Consider the following 19,164-nt stretch of genomic DNA (forward strand, 5'->3'; position numbering starts at 1 on the left):
CTGTGATGGACCCGGTCATGGACCCCGTGACTTTGGCCGTGCTGCGCGGCCGCCTGGAACAAATCGCCGACGAGATGGACGCGACGCTGTACCGCAGCGCCTTCAACCCCATCATTGCCGAGGCGCACGATGCCTGCCACGGTCTGTACGACGCCATCACCGGCGACACCCTGATCCAGGGCAAGTCGGGCCTGCCCGTGTTTGTAGGCGCCATGGCTTTTGCGGTGCGCGCCGCCATGCGCGTGGCCGCTGAGCGCGGCGGCATGCAGCCGGGCGACGTGTGGCTGTTCAACGACCCCTACGAAGGCGGCACACACGCCAACGACTTCAAGCTGGTCAAGCCTTGCTTTCGCAACGGGCAGCTGTATTGCTTTTTGGCCTCGGCCGCGCATTGGCACGACGTGGGCGGTGCGGTGCCCGGCAACTACAACCCGGCCGCGACCGAGTGCTGGCAAGAGGCCGTGCAGATTCCGCCGGTGCGCATCTTGCGCGCTGGTGTGCTCGACGACGATGTGCTGGCCATCTTGCGTGCCAACACCCGCCTGCCCGACAGCCTGTGGGGCGACCTGAACGGCCAGTTGGCCGCGCTCGAATTGGGTGCGCGCCGCTTGGACGGTCTGCTCGATGAATACGGCGACGCCAAAGTGGCGCAGGCCCTGGTGGAGCTGCGCACCCGCGCCGTGCGCCTGATGCGCTCGCACATCGGCAGCTTGCCCGATGGCCGCTACAGCTTTGAAGACGTGCTGGACAACGACGGCGTGAAAGACGAGCTGCTGACGATTGCGCTGGACATGACCGTGGCTGGCGATCGGCTGACGCTGGACTTTTCCCGCACCTCGGCGCAGTGCGCAGGCCCGGTGAACATCTCACGCGCTACGGCGGTGGCGGCTTGTTATGTGGCTTTGAAGCATGTGTTCCCCGATGTGCCCGCCAACGCGGGTGTGCTCGATGCGGTGGATTTTGTGATCCCTGACGGCTTGGTCATCAGCGCCTCTCGGCCCCGTCCAGTGGGCGGTTACACCGAAACGATTTTGCGCATGATCGATGTGATCTTCAGCGCCACGGCCCTGGCCGACCCACAGCGGGCGGTGGCCCATGCCTACGGCACCATCAACGCTTTGTCGATTGCCGGGCACCGCACCGACGACAAGCGCAAAGGCCAGCGCTGGGTGATGTTCAGCTTTTTTGGCGGTGGACACGGCGGCCATTCGGATGGCGATGGCCTGTCGCACGGCAACGCGCCGATCTCCACGGCCACGATCCCGCCCATGGAAATCCTGGAAGCGGCCTACCCAGTGCGCTTCACCCAGTGGGCCTTGCGCCCGGGCTCGGGTGGCGATGGCCAGCACCGGGGTGGCTTGGGCGCGATTTACGAAATCGAATTGCTCGAAGACAGCGCCGAGGCTTTCATCTTTGGCGAGCGCGGCAAGTCGGCTCCCAAAGGGATTCACGGTGGAAAACCCGCTTTGCCCAACGTGTTTGAGTATTGCCAAAACGGCGAGTGGAAGACCCCGCCCATGGTCTCCAAGATGCTGGGCATCCATCTGAAAAAAGGCGACCGCGTGCGCCTGCAAACACCTGGAGGTGGCGGCTGGGGCACTCCCGCTGAGCGCACAGAAAAAGACCGCACCAATGACGCGGCACTCGGTTACACCAAGGAACAAGCATGAGCGAGTCAACATTGAACCAACCGCATTGGGTGGTGGGCGTGGACGTGGGCGGTACGTTCACCGACCTGTTTGTGCTGGACGAAAAAACCGGCCAGGCCCGCATTGTCAAAGTGCCCTCGACCCGGGGTGAAGAAGCCCGGGGCTTCATGAACGGCATCGCCAAAGTGACCGGGGTTACCGGTGCCGAGGGGGCCAAAGACATCGCCACCATCGTGCACGGCACCACCGTGGGCACCAACGCTTTGTTGGAACGCAAGATCGCCCGCACCGGCATCATCACCACACGCGGCTTTCGCGATGTGCTGGAGATGCGCCGCCGCGACCGCCCGCAAACCTGGGGCCTGCGCGGCAGCTACACGCCCGTGGTGCCGCGTGCTTGGCGTCTGGAAGTGGACGAGCGTGTGCTGGCCGACGGTCAGTTGCACACCCCGGTGAATTTGGATCAGGTGCGCGAGCAAGCCCGCGCCCTGCTGGCCGAGGGCTGCGAGGCCGTGTGTGTGTTCTTTGTGCACGCCTATGCCAACCCCGGCAACGAACAAGCCGCAGTGGCGGCCGTGCGCGAGATCTGGCCCAACAGCTATGTGACAGCGGCCAGCGAAGTGCTGCCTGAAATCCGCGAGTTCGAGCGCTGCTCCACGGCCACCCTCAATGCGGCTTTGCAGCCTGTGGTGGGCAGTTATTTGCAGCGGCTCGATGGCGACTTGCGTGCCCAGGGCTTTGGCGGGGAATTGCTGATCGTGCAAAGCAACGGCGGTGTGATGTCGCGCCAGACCGCTTGTGATGTGCCGGTGCGCACCGCGCTGTCAGGCCCGGCGGCTGGCGTGATGGCCTGCGCCGAAATCGCCCGCGCTTCGGGCTTTGAAAACGTCATCACCGGTGACATCGGCGGCACTTCGTTTGACGTGTCCCTGGTAGCCGGTGGCGAGGCGGCGCTGGCCGCGCAAACCTCCATCGAGTTTGGTTTGGTGGTGCGCTCGCCCATGATCCAGATCGAGACCATCGGCGCCGGGGGCGGCTCCATCGCCTCGGTCGATGCGGGCGGCATGCTGCAAGTCGGCCCCGAGTCGGCCGGCAGCATTCCCGGCCCGGCCTGTTATGGGCGCGGCAACACCCGCCCCACCTTGACCGACGCCAACGTGCTGCTGGGCCGTATCGCGGCCGACCGGCCTTTGGGTGGCGGCTTGTTGCAGGCACTCAACGCAGGTTTGTCCGAGCAAGCCATCACCCAGCATGTGGCCGCTCCTTTGGGCTTGACAGCCTTGGCCGCAGCCGAAGCGATTTTGACGGTGGCGAATGCACGCATGGCCGGTGCCATCCGTGTGGTGTCGATCGAGCGCGGGCACGATCCGCGCCAGTTTGCCTACATGCCCTTTGGCGGCGGTGGCGGTCTGCATGTGTGCGCCATGATGCGCGAGGTGGGCGTGACCACCGGCATCGTGCCGCGTTACCCGGGCGTGACTTCGGCCTTGGGCTGTGTGATGGCAGACATGCGCCACGACGCGGTGCAAACCCTGAACGTGGCTCTGGCCGATGTGGCTTGGCCTGCTTTGCTGCAGCGCGTAGATAGCCTGGCCGAAGCCTGCCAGGTGCGTTTGGATTCTGCCGGTGTGAACTTTGTGCGCGTGGACGAGGCCATCAGCTTTGACATGCTCTATATGGGCCAGACCCACACGCTGCAAGTGCCCGTAAAGCGCGAAGCGTTGAATGCGGCCGGTTTGCTGGCCGCGTTTGAAGCGGCTTACCAGCACGCCTTTGGCCGCGTGCTGCAAGGTCCGGTGATCCGCGTGATGAACCTGCGTTATGCCCGCATCGGCCGGCGCCCCAAGTTCGACTTGGCGGTGTTGGCCCCGCAAGGCGAGGGCAGCACCACCCCGGTGGGCCAGCAGCAGGTTTACCACCAGGGCCAATGGTGGACAGCGCAGCGCTACGAGCGCTTGAGCCTGCCCGTGGGCACCGTGGTGCAAGGCCCGGCGATTTTGGAGCAGCCTGACACCACCGTCTGGTTGGAGCCGGGCTTTGAAGGTCGGGTCGACAAACTGGGCAACCTCTTGGTGGAGCGCACAGCATGAACTTGAATAACGCCAAACTGGGCATGGTCATCGTCGATCTGCAAAACGATTTTTTGGCCCCCGACGGTGCCTATGCCCGTGGCAACACCCTGAGCGCCGAAGCCGTGAAACTGCCCGAGCGCATGGCCCCGGTGGCACGTGCCATCAAGGCGCACGGAGGTTTGGTCACGTCCAGCCTGTTCACCCTGTGGCCCGATGCGCAGGGCGAGCCCATGATTTCGGCGCACCTGAAAGAGCGCCGCCCGTTTTTGCGCAAGGGCGACTTCGCGCCGGGCAGTCGTGGGCAAGCCAATGTGGATGTGTTGGCCCCTTTGGTCGATGTATCGGTGTTCAAGGTGGCGTATTCGGCCTTCTTCAACACACAGCTCGACTGGGTGCTGAAAAAATCGGGCATCGACACGCTGGTGGTCTGCGGCATCGTGACCAACGGCGGCGTGGCCAGCACGGTGCGCGATGCGCATGTGCGCGACTACCACGTCATTGTCTTGTCCGACGGTTGCGCCGCGTTCAGCGAAGCCGCGCACCAGGCGGCCCTCTCCGACATGGCATCGGTGGGCGAGGTGATGGACAGCGTCACTTTTTTGAAGCAACTGGGCTGAAGCCATGACCGCCTCGCTGGCACACACACGGGCACACATTCTTCCGGCTTCTGAATTACAGGCCGAAGACCACACGCCGGTGGTGATTGTGGGCGCTGGCGCTTGCGGTCTCACGGCAGCGCTGGCCTTGCAGCGCCTGGGTGTGGACTGTGTGGTGTTGGAACGCGATGCGTTTGCAGCGGGTTCCACCGCTTTGTCTTCGGGCTTTGTGCCTGCGCCTTGTACGCAAGCGCAACAGGCCCAAGGCATCAGCGACAGTGTGGAAGCTTTTGCTGCCGACATCCAGGTCAAGGCGCATGGCCAAGCTGCACCACACCTGGTGCAGGCCTATGCCCAAAACATCGGCCCCGCCATGGACGCTCTGGCCCAACACCACGGCCTGCCCTGGCAAGTGCTGGACAACTTTTTGTACCCCGGCCACAGCGCGCACCGCATGCACGCTGTGCCGGAAAAAACCGGCGCCGGACTGATGAGCCGCCTGCAAGCCGCAGCCGATGCCGCGGGGGTGGTGGTGCTCACACAAGCGCAAGTGACCGAGCTGTGGGCGGATGACACGCAGCGCATCCATGGCGTGGGTTTTGTGCGGCCGGATGGCCAGACCGAGCGCATCCGCTGCGATACGGTGCTGCTGGCTTGCAACGGATTTGGCGGTGCCACGGCCATGGTGAAAGACCTGCTGCCCGAGATGGCCGAAGCCACCTATGCCGGCCATGTGGGCAATGACGGCAGCGCCATCACTTGGGGCCAACAACTGGGTGCACGCCTGGCTGATCTGGGTGCTTACCAAGGCCATGGCTCCTGGGCCATTCCGCAAGGCGCTTTGATCTCGTGGGCGCTGATGATGGAAGGCGGTGTGCAGATCAACGCCCAAGGCCAGCGCTTTCATGACGAGACCCAAGGCTACTCGGAGGCGGCGGTGCATGTGCTGGCGCAGCCGGGCGGGGTGTCGTGGAATGTGTTCGACGATGCGCTGCTGAGTTTTGCGCAAGCTTTTCCGGATTTTGTGTCTGCACAAGGCGCGGGCGCGGTGCAGCACGCAGCTGATGCCAACGAACTGGCGCAGCTGATCGGCTGCCCACCCGAAGTCTTACAAGCCACTTTGAGTTCAGTGCGGTCCGGCACCGACCCGGCAACTGGCCGCACGTTCAAGCGCGCACTGCAAGCCCCTTTCCACGCCATCAAGGTCACCGGTGCCTTGTTCCACACCCAGGGCGGCCTGGACATCGACGCACAGACTCGCGTGCTGCGTCAAGATGGCGCGCCCTTGCCGAATCTGTTGGCCGCAGGTGGCGCGGCGCGGGGCGTTTCGGGACAAGCGGTGTGGGGCTATTTGTCGGGCAACGGCTTGCTCAGCGCTATGGCGGGCGGGCACATCGCCGCGCACACGGCACAACAACTTTTGAAAGATTCGGCACCATGAACCAGCCGCACAATTTGGCGCAGCGCCTGCAACAAACTCAGGCTTTGCTCGCCCCCGGTGTGTACGACGCACTCACCGCGCTGGTGGCGCAGCAGGCGGGTTTTGAGGCGCTCTATTTGTCGGGTGCATCGATCGCCTACACGCGCCTCGGCCGCTCCGATATTGGCCTGACCACCGCCACCGAAGTGGCGCAGACGCTGGCCCACATCACCGACCGGGTGAACATTCCCGTCATCGTGGACGCCGACACCGGCTTTGGCAACGCGCTCAACACGCAGCGCACGGTGCGAGACTTTGAGCGCGCCGGGGCCGCGATGGTCCAGATCGAAGACCAGACTTTTCCCAAACGCTGCGGCCACTTGGACGGCAAAGGCGTGGTGCCTGTGGCCGAGATGCAGGGCAAGCTGCGTGCCGCTTTGGATGCTCGCCACGATAAAAACACCCTGATCCTGGCCCGCACCGATGCAGTCGCCGTGGAAGGCTTGGATGCCGCACTGGAGCGGGCCGAGCGTTACCTCGAATGTGGTGTGGATGCGATCTTCATTGAGGCGCTCCGGTCTGATGAACAAATGAACCGCGCTTGCGCCCAGTTTGCCCAGCGTGTGCCCTTGTTGGCCAACATGGTCGAAGGTGGCAAGACGCCGGTGCAAAGCGCGGCCGAGTTGGGCGAGCGCGGTTTCAAGATCGTGATCTTTCCGGGGGGCACGGCGCGGGCCGTGCTGCACACGCTGCAAGGCTATTACGCCAGCTTGCACGCGCACCAAACCACGCGCCCCTGGCAAGAACAGATGCTGGACTTCGACGGCCTGAACGCGGTCATTGAAACGCCTCAATTGCTGGCACTGGGGCAGCGTTATGAAGGCCGTGAAAAGACATGACGCCTCACATCGTTTTGCGTGGCCTGCAAGTCGGTGACATCGGTTGGGTGGCCCACCGACAAGGCATTTTGTACGCTCAGGAATACGGCTGGGATGGCACGTTCGAGGCCCTGGTGGCCGAGATCGCCGCGCAGTATGTCAAGAATCTGGACCCTGAAAAAGAAAACGCCTGGATCGCCGAGTGCGAAGGCCGGGTGGTGGGTTCGGCGTTTGTGGTCATGGTGTCGGACTCGGAGGCCAAGCTGCGCTTGCTCTATGTGGAGCCCGAGATGCGCGGCACGGGCCTGGGCCGACGCCTGACGCAGGAATGCATCGCTTTTGCCAAAGCGAGGGGCTACCAAACACTGACTTTGTGGACCAACGACATCCTGCATGCTGCCAAGCACATCTACCAAACCTCGGGTTTTGTGTTGCTGTCCGAAGAGAAACACCATTCGTTTGGACACGATCTGGTGGGGCAGTATTGGGCGCTGGATTTGCGAAATTAAGACGGCTCAGTCCAACCCATTTCGAGCCAATGCGCATACCCGGCTTTGAATGGCCACGCGGTGTATTGCACTGGGGTGCCTTTGGGCAAGACACCTTCGGTCAAGTGGTCTAGCCAAGGACTGATGGCGCCCATTTTTCTCAACCAAGCTTGTCCTTCTGCGGTTTCCATGGCCAATCCGGCACCACTGTGATGGGCCATCGGAAAGTGCGTGCCACGGGTGTGGGGCCCTGACATCCGGTCATGAAGACTGCCCCATGCAACGCGCTTGAGCTGACGTTGCAAATTTTTCAAGCGCTGAACCACAGCATCTGGCGATGGATCAGTGAAACGCAATTGTCCCAGGACGTTGTCAAACCAGAAGAAGGCATTTGGCATGGTTTGAGTCAACTCACTCAGTTGCGCCAAGCCATCGCCTGTGTGCAGGTTCAAGCGTGTGCCAGCACGCTTGAAACCGGCTCCATGACGCCAACGCAACAAAGGTGCAGCCAAGGGGTCGATGTCCCAGGCGTGCACTTCCTTGAATTGGGTCAGCCAAGCGGTGGGCAGCATCCAGCCTGCACTGCCACCGATCAGCACCAGCTGTTGGCGTGGCATGGCCTGTGCCAGCAGCCAATCCTCAATTTGAGCAGCAGCGGGTGCCCAACGTTTTTGAGAACGCCAAGCACGCCAATGCCAGTGCCATCCACCCGTGAGGTTCAAGGCCGACCTCAGGCTTTGTTCAAGCGTTCGTTTTGCGGGAACATGAACTTCTTGGCATCCGCGTCCATCTCTGTCTTGAAGGTGTATTTCGCCTTGAAGGCTTCGGCACGTTGTGCGGCTGGACGCGAGTTCACCAAATCGAGCACGCGTTTGATGTGGGGGTATTGCGTCCAGGTGGCATCACCCGTGCCCAGCACATAAGGCAGCATGCGGGCCCAGCCCCACAAGGCCATGTCGACGATGCTGTAGTGCTCGCCCAGCATGTAGGTGTTGTGTGCCAGGTGCTTTTCGAGCACGGTCCAGTGGCGGTGGGCTTCAAAGTCGTAGCGGTTCAGGGCGTACGCTTTGGGCTCGGGCGCAGCGTGGCGAAAGTGCACCGACTGGCCAGAAAACGGCCCAATGCCGCTGGCGATGAAGAGCAACCAGGACAGCGCTGCGCCACGCTCCTTGCCCTGTGCGATGCTGGGCATGAATTTTTGTTCACGGTCGGCCAAGTACAACAAGATAGCGTTACTGTCGAACACGGTCACGTCGCCGTCGGTGATGGCGGGCACTTTGGCGTTGGGGTTGACGGCCAAGAACGCTGGTGCAAATTGCTCGCCCTTGCGTGTGTCCACCGGCACGGCCTCAAAAGGCAGCCTCAACTCTTCAAGCAGCAGGGCGATCTTCATGGGGTTGGGGGCAGCGTTGAAGAAAAATTTCAGCATGGGAGACTCCATTAAAAAGAGCGTGAAGGTCAAGAAATTCAGGCCAAGGGCCAAACCACTGCGAGTGTGACCCAGGCCGGGCTGACCTGGCGTGACGGACCAGTCATTTGGGTGACTCTGTGATGGGTGCTTTGTCGTTGTTTTGACTCATGGCGTCGTGCTGGCCGCAGCCTTGAATTGTGCCGATTGACCCAAGAGGCGTTCATTCTCTGGGGCTCCTTGAATGCATCGTTGTTCAGCGAGGCATGTTGGTGGGCCATAGTCACAAGGCTGAATCAGCCCCATGGCTTCAGATCCCAAAATGCATGCTGACTTGTCCCAGATCTCCAAAGTCGGCCCATGCCCTGTCCCCGGGCTCCAGCGCCAGTGGGACCATGCAAGTGCCTGTGGTCACCACATGCCCTTTTTGAAGTGTGATGCCCAGACTCGACAGTTGGTTTGCCAGCCAGGTCAAGGCGGTGCGCGGGTCTCCCAGGACCCACGCGCCTGATCCTGTGCGGCTGTATCGAATATGTTCACCGTGCAGCACTTGGGCCTGCACTTCATGCTGGCTCAAGTCGCTGTTACGCCACCCCTCGGGTGCGGGTGGGCCCAGGACGAAATGGCGTGCGCAGGCATTGTCGGCCAGCAATTGGGCTTCTCCAGCTTGGGTAAAAGGCTCAAGCCGCGAGTCCGGCACTTCGATGGCTGGGTGCAGCGTGGCCACGGCGGCCATCACTTGCGCCAAGCTGAAAGGGGCTGTTTGTGGTGTCAGGTCTTGCCCCATGGTGAAGGCAAATTCAGGCTCTGCTACCCGCATGCGATTGCCTTTGGAGGGCACGCTGGCGCCGCTTGAGAACACTTGGCCCGACAGCAAACGCCCTGCCAGAGGGCTGCTGACGTTGATGTGGGCTTGTCCATTGCTGCTGGTGGCAGCGATCTTCCAGCCCACCACGGTGCGATCGGATACGAAGGGCAGTTGCGCCTGAACGGCGTAGCCTTGAGCGGTGGTCAACGGTCTGTAGGCTTCGGGCAGGGCGTTCAGGACCTGTTCCTTTTGCCAAGCCGCCCAAATCATTTGGGCAGCTTGCTTGATGGCGGATGTGTCGAGGGTATTGGGGATGGTCATGTGCCGATTGTTGCGCTGACTTGCGATGATCAGGCTAAATTTTGTGTATAATTTTTGGCTTGATGACCTTGGTCAGCAGCTTTCAGACAAGTTGTTTCAAAGCGTAGCCTATCCGGAGATATAGCTCAGTTGGTTAGAGCGCAGCATTCATAATGCTGATGTCGGTGGTTCAAGTCCACCTATCTCCACCAAATTCAAAGCCCACAGTTTTGCGACTGTGGGCTTTTTGGTTTCTGGCGTTCAGGCCAAAACGTCGACGGACTCACCCAAGGCATTGCACCCATTTTCTGCGTTGATGGCTCAAGCGGCTGTTTTGGCGTGCTTTTGTCTGAAGAAGACACCCGGCCAAGGCTTCAGTAGCCATGGACTTTTCGATGCGGTCGATTTGGGTGACCACGGGAGCCATGGGTTGCAGGGTTTGGCCGCGAGATGGGCGTGATGCGCAAGGCGTCATAAGTCGTGTGGCCTCAGCCCATGAAAAAGCCCGCCATGCAGGCATGGCGGGCCGGGGTGTTATCGGAGCACCTTTTTTAACCGTTCACAAAGTGGGGTGCGCGTTTGTTCAAAAACGCATCCATGCCTTCCTTTTGGTCCGCAGTGGCGAACAAGCCGTGGAACAGGCGGCGCTCGAACATCACGCCGTCGCTCAGGCCACTTTCGAATGCGCGGTTGACACTTTCTTTGGCGGCCATGGTGGCCAGTTGGCCGTAGCCACAGATCATCAGGGCTGCGCCCAGGGCTTCGTCCATCAGTTTGTCCAGCGGCACCACGCGGCTGACCAGACCGCCGCGTTCGGCTTCTGCCGCGTCCATCATGCGGCCCGTGAGCACCAAGTCCATGGCTTTGGACTTGCCCATGGCACGCGGCAGGCGCTGCGTCCCGCCTGCGCCGGGGATGATGCCGATCTTGATTTCGGGTTGGCCGAACTTGGCGTTGTCGGCAGCGATGATGAAATCGCACATCATGGCCAGCTCGCAACCGCCACCCAGCGCAAACCCGCTCACCGCAGCGATCACAGGCTTGCGGATGCTGCGGATGGTTTCCCAGTTGCGGGTGATGAAATCGTTTTTGTAGACCTCATGGAAGTTGAATTTGGCCATGGCCGAGATGTCAGCGCCTGCGGCAAAGGCTTTTTCGCTGCCGGTGATGACCATGCAGCCAATGGACTCGTCTGCATCAAAGGCCTTGAGGGCGGCGCCCAGTTCGTCCATCAGCGCACCGTTCAAGGCGTTCAGGGCTTTGGGGCGGTTGAGGGTGATGATGCCAACTTTGCCGCCTTCGGTGCGGACTTCGATGTTTTCGTAGCTCAAGAACTTCTCCAGAAAGATAAGGATTGACCACTTCACTATAACCAAAGGGGCTGAGTTCCTGCTGTCAAGTGAGGCGCTGTAGTACGGGAAAACATTAACCAACCGAGCGGTCGGCTAATGGTACATTCACGCATCCAGGAGATACGATATGACGGAATCGACCGAATCGGTGTTGTACGAAGTGCGAGGCGCTGTGGCGCTGGTCACCCTCAACCGCCCCCAAGCGCTCAACAGCTTCACGCGCGAAATGCACCAAGCCCTGTGGGTGGCATTGGACCGGGCCGAAGCCAACCCCACTGTGCGTGCCTTGGTGCTGACCGGTGCGGGCCGTGGCTTTTGCGCCGGGCTGGATTTGTCAGAGCTCGATTTCACGCCCGGCCCAGGCTTGCTGGAACGCGCCGATCCCGGCCCGGTGATCAATGACGCCTTCAACCCCACCACGCGCCGCTTGCAATCGCTGCGCATGCCGGTGATCTGCGCCGTCAACGGTGTAGCCGCAGGCGCTGGTGCTTCTGTGGCCATGGCGTGTGACATCGCGATCGCTGCGCCTTCCGCCAGTTTTGTGCAGGCTTTCAGCAAAATTGGCTTGATTCCCGACGCGGGTGGCAGCTGGTTGCTGGTCGAGCGCCTGGGTCTGCCCCGCGCCATGGCCTTGGCCATGACCGGTGACAAACTGAGCGCCGACAAAGCCAAGGAGTGGGGCCTGATCTGGGATGTGGCCGACGACTGCCTGGCCGCAGCCCTGACGCTGGCCGACAAGTTGGCCGTCATGCCCACCAAGGCCTTGGTCGCTACGCGCCACCTGCTGCGCGACGCGGGCACCCGTTCGCTGGATGCGCACCTGAATGTGGAGCGCGATACGCAATCGGCGTTGGGCAAAACGCACGACTACATGGAAGGCGTGAACGCCTTTTTGCAAAAACGCGCCCCCCAATTCAAAGGTGAATGATGAGCGACCCCCAAGCACTGGCCCACAAAGTGGGCGAGACCATGTTCGCGGTGGACGTGGCTTCCAAAGACACCATGGGCATGGAACTGCTGGTCTGTGAGCCTGGCCGCGCCGTGATGCGCATGGTGGTCAAAGCCTTGCACCTGAATGGCCACCAAATTTGCCATGGCGGTTTCATCTTTACCTTGGCCGATTCGACCTTTGCCTTCGCCTGCAACAGTTACAACAAGAACGCCGTGGCTGCGGGCTGCAGCATCGAGTTTTTGAAGCCTGGCAAGTTGGGCGATGTGCTGACCTGCGAAGGCCTTGAGCAGACCCTGAGCGGACGCCACGGCATCTACGACATGAAAGTCACGAACCAAAACGGTGAAGTGATCGCCATGTTCCGTGGCAAGAGCGCGCAGATCCCGGGCACCGTCATCCCCGAATAAGTCAATGAATTGGGGGACAGGTTTTCAGCCCTGTCCCTCGCTGAAAAAGTGGAGATTTGAATGAGTCAAAAAGCCTTCCCCCTGGAGCCGATTGAAAAGGCCAGCATCGACGAAATGCGCAGCCTGCAGCTCAAGCGCCTGCAGCAAACGCTGCAGCACGCCTATGCCAACTCGCCCGTGTACCGAGCCAAATTCGACGCGGCTGGCGTGCACCCGGACGATTGCAAAACGCTGGCCGACATCGCCAAGTTCCCGTTCACGACCAAGTCCGACTTGCGCGACAGCTACCCTTTTGGCATGTTCGCCGTGCCCCGCGAGAACTGCGCCCGCATCCACGCCTCCAGCGGCACCACTGGAAAACCTACCGTGGTGGGCTACACGCTCAAGGACATCGACACCTGGTCCACCGTGGTGGCCCGCAGCATCCGCGCAGGCGGTGCCAAGCCCGGGGACATGGTGCATGTGAGCTATGGCTACGGCCTGTTCACCGGCGGCATGGGCGCACACTACGGCGCTGAAAAACTGGGCCTCACGGTGGTGCCTTTTGGCGGTGGCCAGACCGAGCGCCAGGTGCAGCTGATCCAGGATTTCAAGTCCAACATCATCATGGTCACACCCAGCTACATGCTAGCGATCGCCGATGAGTTTGAGCGCCAAGGCATCGACCCCAAAACCAGTTCGCTGCGCATCGGCATCTTCGGCGCTGAGCCTTGGACCAATGACATGCGTGCCGCCATCGAAAAACGCATGGCCATTGACGCGGTGGACATTTACGGCCTGTCTGAAGTGATGGGGCCCGGCGTGGCCAGCGAGTGCATTGAGACCAAAGACGGCCCGACCATCTGGGAAGACCATTTTTACCCCGAGATCATCCACCCCGAAACCGGCGAGCCTGTGGCCGATGGCGAGATGGGCGAGTTGGTGTTCACCAGCCTCACCAAAGAGGCGCTGCCCATCATCCGTTACCGCACGCGCGACCTCACACGCTTGTTGCCGGGCACAGCCCGTCCGAGCATGCGCCGCATGGAAAAGATCACCGGCCGCAGCGACGACATGATGATCATCCGAGGCGTGAACGTGTTCCCCAGCCAGATCGAAGAATTGATCTTGAAGCGTGCCGAGTTGGCCCCGCACTACCAGTGTGTGCTGACCCGCGAAGGTCCGATGGACGACCTCAAAGTGCTGATCGAAACCAAGCCCGGCGTGTCACCCGACAGCGCGCAAGCACGTGCGGCTGCCAAGCAGCTGCAGCACGATATCAAGGTCTACATTGGCTCGAGCGTGGCGATCGAGCTCAAGGCTGAGGGCGGCGTCGAGCGCAGCCAGGGCAAAGCCAAGCGCGTGGTGGATTTGCGCGGCAAGTGAGTCAGACCGCAGGCCACTGATCGGCCGCGCGGTCTTTGGGCACCCGCAACTGCCAGTGGCTGGCTTGCGCAGGCACCGTGAGCGGCAAGCGCAGCAGGCGTTTGTCGCGTGAGACCAGAGCGGTCAATTGGCGCTCTTTGCCCAGCAAGGCGCTCAGCTCGTCGAGTTTGCCCAAACGCCAGCTGCCGCCTTGCCCCTTGCCGCCGACGTCCACGCCCAGCCATTCATCACCCGCAGCCAGGCCAGCGGCCTCGCCCGCGCCGCCGCGCAGCACCACTTTGACCTGCACACTGCCTGCGGCCTCAAGCACGCGCAGGCCCAGGCGCTGCGCCATGCCCGAGGTCTCTGCCTCTACCGCGATGCCATGCCCCGTGAGCAGCTCGCGCAGCGGTAGCTCTTGTGTGCTGTGCGCCCAGCGCTGGATCTCGCCCGCCCAGCTGCGGCCGGTCACGGCCTGCAATTCGTCCAGCAAGTCCTGCTCGCGCATGGGGCCAGCCTTGCAGCGCTTCCACAGGCCGCGCATCACGGTGTCGAGCGTGTGACCTTCGGCTTTGAATTCGCGGCGCAGCGTCAGGTCCAGGCACAGCGCCACCAGCGAACCCTTGGTGTAGTAACTCACGGTGGCGTTGGCGGTGTTTTCGTCCTGGCGGTAGTACTTGACCCAGGCGTCAAAGCTGGACTGCGCCACGCTTTGCACATGGCGTCCGGGCGTTTGCTGCACCTGCAAGAGGGTCTTGCTCAGCAACTCGATGTAAGTGGCGTCGTCCAGCAGCCCTGCTCGGCGCAGCAAGATGTCGTCGTAATAGCTGGTGAAGCCTTCAAAGAACCACAGCAGTTGTGTGTAGTTTTCCTGGCTGTAGTCGTAGCGGGCAAAGGCATCGGGGCGCAGTTGCTTGACGTTCCAGGTGTGAAAGTATTCGTGGCTGATCAGGCCCAGCAGCGTGGTGTAGCCCTCTGTTTTGCGGGGGCTGGAAGACAGGCCGTTTTGGCGCGGCAAATCATCGCGCTTACAGATCAAGGCGGTGCTGTTGCGGTGTTCCAGCCCGCCATAGCCGTCGTGCACCGCGTTGAGCATGAACAGGTAATTTTTGTGTGGCGCTTTTTTGCCGGCAGCGTTGCCTGGCCCGTGCCAAAAGTGGATGGCCGCCTCGCAGATCTTTTGTGTGTCGGCCAGCAGACGCTCGCCGTCAAAAGAGGGCAGCGCCCCCGCCACCACAAAGCGGTGCGGCACGCCGCAGGCGTTGAAGCTGCCACTCCAGAACGCACCCAGCTCCACCGGGCAGTCCACCAGTTCGTCGTAGTTGGCGGCTTGGTACAGGCCAAAGCCTTTTTTGTCGGTTTTGACCGGCGTGAGCCCTGTGGCGGCCTGCCAAGCGGGCTGGCTTTTGACGGGGGTCAGTTGCAAATGGTGCGGCGCCTGTTCTTGTCCGTGCACCCGCAGGCACAGGCTGGTGCCATTGAAGAAACCGCGTTGGCTGTCCAGCCAGGCGGTGCGCACCGAGTTGTCAAAGGCATAGACCTCGTAGCTCAGCACCAGGGGCTGATCACTCTTGCAGGCGATGGTCCAGCTGCACTTGTCCTGCTGCTGGGTGGGCACGCTGCGCTTGCCTTGTTTGGCGCTCAGGTTTTGCAGGTTTTTGGAGAACTCGCGCACCAAATAACTGCCCGGAATCCACACCGGCAGCGACACGGTTTGCTGCGCCGCTGGTTGAGGAACAGTCAGCGTGACCTTGAACAGATGCGCATGCAGGTCGGCGGCTTCAACGGTGTAGTGGATGGCGGTCATGTGTGTTGTGACTCAGGTTGCACCTGCTGCCAAAAAGCAGCTCAAGCTGGCCACGATGGTCAGTTGCAGGCGCATGGGCAGCCACGGCGCTAAGCCAGCAGCGGGCCAAGTGCGGCGGTCCATCACATAGCAGCCGATCAGCACAAAGCCCAGCAGGGGCAAGCCCGCGAAGGCGGGCATCATCACGCCCACCCAGGCCAGCAAAGAAGGCGCCACGCCCCAGGTGAAGTGGATGCGCGGTGCATGAGGGCTGATCAAAGCATTGCGAAAGCCCACACCCCAGTGGATACCCCCCAAGAACGACACGATCACCGCGCCATAGCTTTGCATGGACAGGGCCACATAGGGGTGCAGATCAGGGCCGACCAGCCACAGGCACAGGGCCAAAAACACAAAAGGAATCAGCCCGGCATAGCCCAGGCGACGGATCAGCCGCCAGGTTGGGTCTTCGGTCATGGGGGGGGAGAGGGGTGTCGTCATTTGATCTCGGCGAGCATTTTTTCAACTTGGGCCATGGGCACGGCACCGGGCACGCGGGTGCCATCGGCAAACAAGATCAATGGTGTGCCGGTGATGCGGTTTTTCTGGCCAAAGGCCACGATCGAGTCCACCGCCGAGGCGTCGCAGTTGGCCGTGGGCGGTGTGGTGCCGTTGATCATCCAGTCGTTCCAGGTTTTGGCCTTGTCTTTGGCGCACCAGATGTTTTTGGATTTGGTCTTGGAGTCCTCGCCCAGAATGGGGTAGAGGAAGTGGTAAATGGTCACGTTGTCCAGCTTTTGCAGGTCTTTTTCAAAGCGTTTGCAGTAGCCGCAGTTGGGGTCCGCGAACACAGCCAGCTTGCGTTTGCCATCGCCGCGCACCTGGGTGAAGGCGGTTTTCAGGGGCAGTTGGTCAAGGGGAATGGCCGAGAGTTTGTCCATGCGCTCTTCGGTCAGGTTGCGCTTTTGTTTCACGTCGATGAGCGCGCCCTGGATCAGAAAGTTGCCTGCAGCATCGCTGTACATCACCTCGTTGCCCATGCGGATTTCAAACAAGCCGTTCATCGGGGTTTTGCTCACCTCGTCGATTTTGGGCAGGTTGGGCAGTCGTTCGCTCAGGTTTTTGCGGATGGCCGCTTCTTGCGCCATCACGCTGCCCAGCGACAAAGCGGTGCTGGCCACGATCAGGACCAGTTTGGAGAGAGAGAACTTCATGAAGAGGGCTTTCGGGATCAATAAAGACAAAAACGAATCAGCGTGTGGCCTTGGCAGGGTCAGGCGGGGTGCTCTGGCCCATGGCGCGTTGCGTCATCCAGTGTTTGAGTGGGCCGCTGCGGTCAAAGCCGCGCATGCCCCAGTTGCGCAGGTTTTGCCACACCGGTCCGGGTTGGGCAAACAAGCGCTGAAGGCCATCGGTCACCAGGCCCATGGCCTGCACATCGGCTTGGCGTGCGCGTTCGTAACGGCGCAGCAGTTTGGGGTCGTAGAGGGGCCGCCAAAATTCCTTGGCACGGATCACGCGCACCAGTTCGGCCGCATCGCCCAAGCCCACGTTCAGGCCTTGGCCAGCGAGCGGGTGCAGGGTGTGGGCGGCATCGCCCGCCAGGGCAAAGGCTTGTTTGTTTTGGCCCGGCATGGGGCCGATCCAGCGCTCGGCACGGGCCAATTGCAGCGGCCACACCGCACGCTCGGCCGACAGCTGCATGCCGCCCAAGGCGTGGCCGCAGGCCTGGGCCAGTGCAGCGGCAAAGTCTTCGGCGCTCAGGCCCATGAGTTCTTGCGCCCGCAGCGGGTGCACCGACCAGACCAGCGCGACTTCGCGCCCGCCTTCGCCCCCCAAGGGCAGCAAGGCCAGCACTTCGGCTTGCGGTTGCGACAGGCCGGGTGCGGGGCTCCAGCCAAACCATTGCCGGGCGATGCCCTCGTGCGCTCGCTCGCACATCAGCCGGGTGGCCAAGGCGTGTTGTTCGTAATGCTTGATGTCAAAGCCCACGCCCAGCTCGGCACGGGTCTGGCTGGCGCGGCCTTCACACACCACCGTCAGCGGCGCGGCCACCGGGGCCTGCACCACTTGAATCTGGGGCTGGAACTGCACAGCCTGGGTCAGCAGCGCCTGCAGCACGGGCACATCCACCATCCAGTTGAGCTCACCCACGCCTTGTTCGCGTGCACCAAAGTGGAGCTGGCCGCCATCGTCGCCCCAAACCTGCATCTGGTGCACGGGCGTGATGGCGGGCGCCTCGGGCCAGCAGCGCAGGTCTTGCAACAAGGCCTTGGCCGCGCCGTTGAGCGAATAGGCGCGCACGTCGGGGGCCGTGTTGGGCTGGGGTGACTCGACCAGGGCCACGTTCAGCCGCTCGCGGGCCAGCAGCAAAGCCAAAGTGCGGCCCACGATGCCAGCGCCACGGATGCAAATGTCAGGGGAAAGAGCCATGCCCGCATTGTAAGGAGGCGGCCCATCGCGCTGGGCCACCGGGGACTTTGGGGCTGTGCCGGGGCCTTGGGGCTGTGCCGTTAAAATCTCGGGTTGATTTCAGAATCCTCCCCCGAATCACCGAAAGCCTTCCATGAGCCTCAAATGCGGCATCGTGGGTTTGCCCAATGTGGGCAAATCCACTCTTTTCAACGCCCTGACCAAAGCTGGCATTGCCGCTGAGAACTACCCCTTTTGCACCATCGAGCCCAACACCGGCGTGGTCGAGGTGCCCGACCCGCGTTTACAGCAGTTGTCTGCAATCGTCGAGCCCGAGCGCATCGTGCCCGCCATTGTGGAGTTTGTGGACATCGCCGGTTTGGTGGCGGGTGCCAGCACGGGCGAAGGCCTGGGCAACAAGTTTTTGGCACACATCCGCGAGACCGACGCCATCGTCAACGTGGTGCGCTGCTTTGAAGACGACAACGTGATCCACGTCGCCAACAAGGTCGACCCGATTGCCGACATCGAGGTCATCCAGACCGAGCTGTGCCTGGCCGACTTGGCTGCGGTTGAAAAAGCCATCCACCGCGTGAGCAAAATCGCCCGCTCTGGCGACAAAGAAGCCGTCAAACAAATGGCGATCCTTGAAAAGTGCCAGGCCGCCTTGAACGACACCCAGCCGGTGCGCACCATCGACTTCAGCAAAGAAGAGCGTATCGAACTCAAGCAGTTCTTCTTCATCACCGCCAAGCCTGCGATGTTCGTGGCCAACGTGTCGGAAGACGGTTTTGAGAACAACCCCTTTCTCGACCGCCTCAAGGCCTTTGCCGCCAAGCAAAACGCGCCCGTGGTGGCCATTTGCGCCAAGATCGAAGCCGAGTTGTCCGAGATGGACGACGCGGACCGCCTGGAGTTTTTGAAGGAAATTGGTCAAGACGAACCGGGTTTGAACCGCCTGATCCGCTCGGCTTACAGCTTGTTGGGCCTGCAGACTTATTTCACCGCAGGTGTGAAAGAAGTGCGCGCCTGGACCATTCGTGTGGGCGACACCGGCCCGCAGGCCGCTGGCGTGATCCACACCGATTTCGAAAAAGGCTACATCCGCGCCCAAACCATCGCGTTTGACGATTTCATCTCTTTCAAGGGTGAGCAGGGTGCCAAAGACGCGGGCAAGATGCGCGCCGAAGGCAAGGAATACGTCGTGAAAGACGGTGACGTGATGAACTTTTTGTTCAGCTCTTGATCTGTTCATGGTAGCCAACAAAAAACCGCGCCATGGCGCGGTTTTT

At 61.6% G+C, this 19,164-nt stretch carries 18 protein-coding genes and 1 tRNA gene; 11 read left to right on the plus strand and 8 right to left on the minus strand.

What is annotated here, in order from left to right:
• Positions 1-5: 5 nt before the first annotated feature.
• The 6 genes from ACZ5SR_RS04225 to ACZ5SR_RS04250 are packed head-to-tail and all read left to right on the plus strand — an operon-like array spanning position 6 to position 7,124.
• On the plus strand, positions 6-1,670 hold the full coding sequence (locus ACZ5SR_RS04225) for a hydantoinase B/oxoprolinase family protein (RefSeq protein WP_464451013.1): 1,665 nt from the start codon (positions 6-8) through the stop codon (positions 1,668-1,670).
• A complete protein-coding gene (locus tag ACZ5SR_RS04230; protein WP_464450324.1) occupies positions 1,667-3,739 on the plus strand; it encodes a hydantoinase/oxoprolinase family protein in 2,073 nt (690 codons plus the stop codon). Before ACZ5SR_RS04225 ends, ACZ5SR_RS04230 begins: the two co-directional genes overlap by 4 nt.
• Complete coding sequence (locus ACZ5SR_RS04235; protein WP_464450325.1) at positions 3,736-4,338, plus strand: cysteine hydrolase family protein; 603 nt, start codon at positions 3,736-3,738, stop codon at positions 4,336-4,338. The genes ACZ5SR_RS04230 and ACZ5SR_RS04235 overlap by 4 nt, the downstream gene beginning before the upstream one ends.
• Before the next feature lie 4 nt (positions 4,339-4,342).
• Entirely contained in the window at positions 4,343-5,758 is a 1,416-nt protein-coding gene (locus tag ACZ5SR_RS04240; RefSeq protein WP_464450326.1) for an FAD-dependent oxidoreductase, read from the plus strand.
• Complete coding sequence (locus ACZ5SR_RS04245) at positions 5,755-6,636, plus strand: isocitrate lyase/PEP mutase family protein (protein WP_464450327.1); 882 nt, start codon at positions 5,755-5,757, stop codon at positions 6,634-6,636. The genes ACZ5SR_RS04240 and ACZ5SR_RS04245 overlap by 4 nt, the downstream gene beginning before the upstream one ends.
• Positions 6,633-7,124 carry a GNAT family N-acetyltransferase gene (locus ACZ5SR_RS04250; RefSeq protein ID WP_464450328.1) on the plus strand — a complete coding sequence of 164 codons (492 nt, stop codon included), beginning with the start codon at positions 6,633-6,635 and terminating at the stop codon, positions 7,122-7,124. The genes ACZ5SR_RS04245 and ACZ5SR_RS04250 overlap by 4 nt, the downstream gene beginning before the upstream one ends.
• On the opposite strand, the gene ACZ5SR_RS04255 is transcribed toward ACZ5SR_RS04250, so the two are convergent.
• The 3 genes from ACZ5SR_RS04255 to ACZ5SR_RS04265 form a co-directional block, all read right to left on the minus strand.
• Positions 7,121-7,720, minus strand: a complete 600-nt coding sequence (locus ACZ5SR_RS04255; RefSeq protein ID WP_464450329.1) for a hypothetical protein — start codon at positions 7,718-7,720, stop codon at positions 7,121-7,123. The genes ACZ5SR_RS04250 and ACZ5SR_RS04255 overlap by 4 nt on opposite strands.
• A gap of 113 nt (positions 7,721-7,833) precedes the next feature.
• The gene (locus ACZ5SR_RS04260; RefSeq protein ID WP_464450330.1) at positions 7,834-8,532 is read right to left on the minus strand and encodes a glutathione S-transferase family protein; all 699 of its coding nucleotides are present in this window, start codon (positions 8,530-8,532) and stop codon (positions 7,834-7,836) included.
• 289 nt (positions 8,533-8,821) lie between these two features.
• A complete protein-coding gene (locus ACZ5SR_RS04265) occupies positions 8,822-9,640 on the minus strand; it encodes a 2-keto-4-pentenoate hydratase (RefSeq protein WP_464450331.1) in 819 nt (272 codons plus the stop codon).
• 114 nt (positions 9,641-9,754) lie between these two features.
• Here ACZ5SR_RS04265 and ACZ5SR_RS04270 point away from each other — a divergent pair.
• Positions 9,755-9,831, plus strand: a tRNA-Met gene (locus ACZ5SR_RS04270).
• 339 nt (positions 9,832-10,170) lie between these two features.
• Here the strand turns inward: ACZ5SR_RS04270 and ACZ5SR_RS04275 are convergent.
• Complete coding sequence (locus tag ACZ5SR_RS04275) at positions 10,171-10,950, minus strand: enoyl-CoA hydratase (protein WP_464450332.1); 780 nt, start codon at positions 10,948-10,950, stop codon at positions 10,171-10,173.
• Positions 10,951-11,098: 148 nt separating this feature from the next.
• Here ACZ5SR_RS04275 and ACZ5SR_RS04280 point away from each other — a divergent pair, with 148 nt between their 5' ends.
• The 3 genes from ACZ5SR_RS04280 to paaK are packed head-to-tail and all read left to right on the plus strand — an operon-like array spanning position 11,099 to position 13,695.
• A complete protein-coding gene (locus ACZ5SR_RS04280; protein ID WP_464450333.1) occupies positions 11,099-11,899 on the plus strand; it encodes an enoyl-CoA hydratase-related protein in 801 nt (266 codons plus the stop codon).
• A complete protein-coding gene (gene paaI, locus ACZ5SR_RS04285; RefSeq protein ID WP_464450334.1) occupies positions 11,899-12,330 on the plus strand; it encodes a hydroxyphenylacetyl-CoA thioesterase PaaI in 432 nt (143 codons plus the stop codon). Before ACZ5SR_RS04280 ends, paaI begins: the two co-directional genes overlap by 1 nt.
• A 60-nt stretch (positions 12,331-12,390) precedes the next feature.
• The gene (gene paaK, locus ACZ5SR_RS04290) at positions 12,391-13,695 is read left to right on the plus strand and encodes a phenylacetate--CoA ligase PaaK (protein ID WP_464450335.1); all 1,305 of its coding nucleotides are present in this window, start codon (positions 12,391-12,393) and stop codon (positions 13,693-13,695) included.
• Between the two features lies 1 nt (position 13,696).
• Here paaK and ACZ5SR_RS04295 read toward each other — a convergent pair whose 3' ends face one another.
• The 4 genes from ACZ5SR_RS04295 to ACZ5SR_RS04310 are packed head-to-tail and all read right to left on the minus strand — an operon-like array spanning position 13,697 to position 17,893.
• On the minus strand, positions 13,697-15,481 hold the full coding sequence (locus ACZ5SR_RS04295) for a M61 family metallopeptidase (RefSeq protein WP_464450336.1): 1,785 nt from the start codon (positions 15,479-15,481) through the stop codon (positions 13,697-13,699).
• A 12-nt stretch (positions 15,482-15,493) separates the two neighbouring features.
• Positions 15,494-15,937 carry a DUF3429 domain-containing protein gene (locus tag ACZ5SR_RS04300; RefSeq protein WP_464450337.1) on the minus strand — a complete coding sequence of 148 codons (444 nt, stop codon included), beginning with the start codon at positions 15,935-15,937 and terminating at the stop codon, positions 15,494-15,496.
• A gap of 20 nt (positions 15,938-15,957) precedes the next feature.
• Entirely contained in the window at positions 15,958-16,674 is a 717-nt protein-coding gene (locus tag ACZ5SR_RS04305) for a DsbC family protein (RefSeq protein WP_464450338.1), read from the minus strand.
• Between the two features lie 37 nt (positions 16,675-16,711).
• The gene (locus ACZ5SR_RS04310; protein WP_464450339.1) at positions 16,712-17,893 is read right to left on the minus strand and encodes an FAD-dependent monooxygenase; all 1,182 of its coding nucleotides are present in this window, start codon (positions 17,891-17,893) and stop codon (positions 16,712-16,714) included.
• 133 nt (positions 17,894-18,026) lie between these two features.
• Between ACZ5SR_RS04310 and ychF the strand changes: the two genes are divergently transcribed.
• Positions 18,027-19,118, plus strand: coding sequence for a redox-regulated ATPase YchF (gene ychF, locus ACZ5SR_RS04315; RefSeq protein WP_464450340.1), 1,092 nt, complete (start codon positions 18,027-18,029; stop codon positions 19,116-19,118).
• Positions 19,119-19,164 lie beyond the last annotated feature (46 nt).

The sequence above is a fragment of the Limnohabitans sp. TEGF002 genome (assembly GCF_055395845.1).